Here is a 2923-nt window from a genome sequence, read left to right as displayed (position 1 = left end):
ATATATTTTATTCAGTATCAAGTCTTTTCCACCTTTAAAAATAATTTTGCTGTAAAAAATCTACTTTCTCCTTTGTAATCATCGCTTGTTCCTCAATACCTTCAAAGGTAACAATATAGGAATTCTTTGCGTAGAGAGAGAAGTTCAACACATAGTGAATATTGATGATAAATGATCGATGTGAACGAATGAAATCACGTTCACGCAGCTCGCCCTCTAATTCATTCAATGTTTGGTATGTTTTGATCTGCCCGGATTTTGTATAGATGGTCGTGGACCTTCCGGATCTTTCTATAAAAATGATATCCTTCTTTTGAATGATATGAATATTGTTTTTCTGTTTAATATAAAGCCGTCCATTAATCTCGGCAGATTTTGTTTTCTCCTTTAGCCGTTCAATCGATTGGATGAGCCGTTCCTTTGGGTATGGCTTCATAATATAATCATGTACATTGATTTCAAAAGCATGAACAGCATAGCCGCTATTTCCGGTAACAAAAATGACTGAAATATTCAGGGCATGTGAATGAATAATATCTCCCAGTTCATAGCCGGACAGGTCCGGCATCTCAATATCTGCAACTAATAAATCAATTTCTTCTTTTTTAATATGTTCATAGGCTACTTCTGCTGATGTGGTGGAGAAGATAATTTCCACACCTTCTATACCTGAAATGATTCCATTTAATTTGTCTAAGTCAATTTTGCGATCATCTACAAGACCAATCCTCATAATGAACTCCTTTACGATAAAAAGCTCGGTTCATCCTCACAAGTGAGTCTGCTTTCATTATTTTACCATTCTTAATAGAGAATTTGTCATTTTCGCGACACGAAAAGGAATATTCGCGACATAAGTGCAGATTCCCTTTTTGTTTCCTTGTAAGATAAATACAAGAAATGAAAACAGACGGAGTGATGAAGACGATGATTCAAATTCATGAAGTGACAAAACAATTTAAGGATAAGAAGAAATATGTAACGGCTTTAAAGCATGTTTCCTTTAACGTTTCTAAGGGAGAAGTACTAGGGCTGCTAGGTGAGAATGGCGCAGGAAAAACAACCTTGCTTCGGACAATTGCTACATTACTTACTCCTACAGAAGGCCGTGTAACTGTAGGGGAATATGATACAGTAAAAAATCCAAATGAAATTAAGAAACGAATCGGCGTGCTTTTTGGAGGGGAAACAGGGCTGTATGACCGGTTAACCGCTCGTGAAAATCTTGAATACTTTGCAAGCCTTTATGGCTTAGGAAAGCATGAAACAAAAGTACGGATTGATGACCTGACGAAAATGTTTGGCATGAGGGATTATCTCGATCGAAAGGTTGGCGGGTTCTCTAAAGGAATGCGGCAAAAAGTAGCCATCGCCAGAACGCTTATTCACAATCCTGAAATCATTCTTTTCGATGAACCAACAACAGGATTAGATATTACTTCATCCAATGTATTCCGTCAGCTTGTTCATCAGCTGAAACGTGAAGGAAAGACGATTGTTTTTTCCAGCCATATTATGGAGGAAGTTTCGCTGCTTTGTGATTCGGTTGTGATGATGCATAAGGGAGAACTGGTATACAATGGAAATCTTGAAACCCTTTATAAGTCTGAAGAAAGCCGAGATCTTAATTATATTTTTATGAGCAAGCTTGTTAGAGGAGGAAACCACTATGCTTCGTAAAATTTACTTTAAAGAATTAAAAGACTGCTTCCGTGACAGCAGAACTTTATTATTAACGGTATTGCTGCCAATTATTATGATGACTGGAATGACCTTTTTCTATGAAAAATTAATATCTAGTGATGAAGGTAAGACATATACACTGGCTGTAGATCAATCATTTGGTACAGAAGAGGAGAGCCTATTTTCTGGTTTTGAAAATATTGAATTTGTTAAATCAGCAAATCCTGAAGAAGCTCTGAATGAGGGTGAGGCTTTAGCTGCTCTTGAACTAAGTTCTAATTTTATCGAAAGCATTAATAAAGGTGAGGAGGCTTCAGTGACCATTATCGGTAATTCCTTTAGCCAGAACTCCTCGAATTTGATGAATCTAGTAAATACCGCTTTAACAGCTTACGAAAAATCGGTCACTTCAGACCGATTGGAGAAGCTAGGAACAGAATCTTCGGTCATTCAGCCTTTTGCTATTAATCAAAAGGAAATGTCTGCAGAGGATCCTAATATTAATTTAATTGCTATGCTCATTCCATTAATTTTATCAATTGCGATTGGGGTCGGTGCAGGTCCGGCTGCTTCAGATTTATTTGCTGGCGAGAAAGAAAGAAAAACAATGGAAGCTCTATTAATGACACCAGTCAACCGTTCAACACTGCTTTTTGCAAAATGGCTGACTATTGCAACTGTTGGAGCAATAACCGGAATTATCACTCTAATTGTCGTAGCATTAGAAATTGGCTTGTTAACTGAAAATCTGAAAAAGGCTGTCACTTTTGGAGAAAACGCAGGAATCATCATCGGCTTGGCTATCCTAACCTCGATTATTTATGCCATGTTCAACGCATCAATCCTTATGATTACAAGCATTATTGGCAAAACGGTAAAGGAATCGCAAAGCTATAGTACGCCTGTTATGATGCTGGCAATTATTCCAACGATGGTTATATCCGGAATTGGAATCAATGAATTAGGCTTTGAGCATTTCGCGATTCCAATCATGAACCTTTTCAGTATATTGAAGGAATTAGTTTTCGGTATTGTCAATATAGAACATATTTTAATAACGATTGCAAGTAACGTCATTTGTATGATTGTACTCTTTATTATTGGAAGAATCTTATTCATGAAGGATAAGTGGGTTATGAATTAATGAAATTAAAAGGGACGGTTCCTATTCTTACTTGGTGGAACGGTCTCTTTCTTTATTTCCGATAAAGGTTTTTTAGCTTTTTTCATAGAATATTAG

The 2923-nt window shown here is 36.7% G+C and carries 3 protein-coding genes; 2 read left to right on the top strand and 1 reads right to left on the bottom strand.

Translation table 11 applies throughout. The features are described from left to right. Positions 1–34 precede the first annotated feature (34 nt). Positions 35–736 carry a LytR/AlgR family response regulator transcription factor gene (locus V7149_RS23540; RefSeq protein ID WP_335348007.1) on the bottom strand — a complete coding sequence of 234 codons (702 nt, stop codon included), beginning with the start codon at positions 734–736 and terminating at the stop codon, positions 35–37. A gap of 191 nt (positions 737–927) precedes the next feature. Here V7149_RS23540 and V7149_RS23535 point away from each other — a divergent pair, with 191 nt between their 5' ends. After that, the gene (locus V7149_RS23535) at positions 928–1680 is read left to right on the top strand and encodes an ATP-binding cassette domain-containing protein (RefSeq protein WP_335348006.1); all 753 of its coding nucleotides are present in this window, start codon (positions 928–930) and stop codon (positions 1678–1680) included. After that, the gene (locus V7149_RS23530) at positions 1670–2827 is read left to right on the top strand and encodes an ABC transporter permease (RefSeq protein ID WP_335348005.1); all 1158 of its coding nucleotides are present in this window, start codon (positions 1670–1672) and stop codon (positions 2825–2827) included. The genes V7149_RS23535 and V7149_RS23530 overlap by 11 nt, the downstream gene beginning before the upstream one ends. Positions 2828–2923 lie beyond the last annotated feature (96 nt).

It is taken from the genome of Bacillus sp. JJ1503, assembly GCF_036965125.1.
Classification (GTDB): Bacteria; Bacillota; Bacilli; order Bacillales; family Cytobacillaceae; genus Cytobacillus.
Note: the sequence above shows the minus strand (reverse complement) of the source record. Positions and strands in the feature narration are given on the sequence as shown.

What these genes read in the sequence shown, in the direction of transcription:
- V7149_RS23530 (WP_335348005.1), top strand. Translation starts at nt 1,670, where the DNA reads ATGCTTCGTAAAATTTACTTTAAAGAATTAAAAGACTGCTTCCGTGAC.
- V7149_RS23535 (WP_335348006.1), top strand. Translation starts at nt 928, where the DNA reads ATGATTCAAATTCATGAAGTGACAAAACAATTTAAGGATAAGAAGAAA.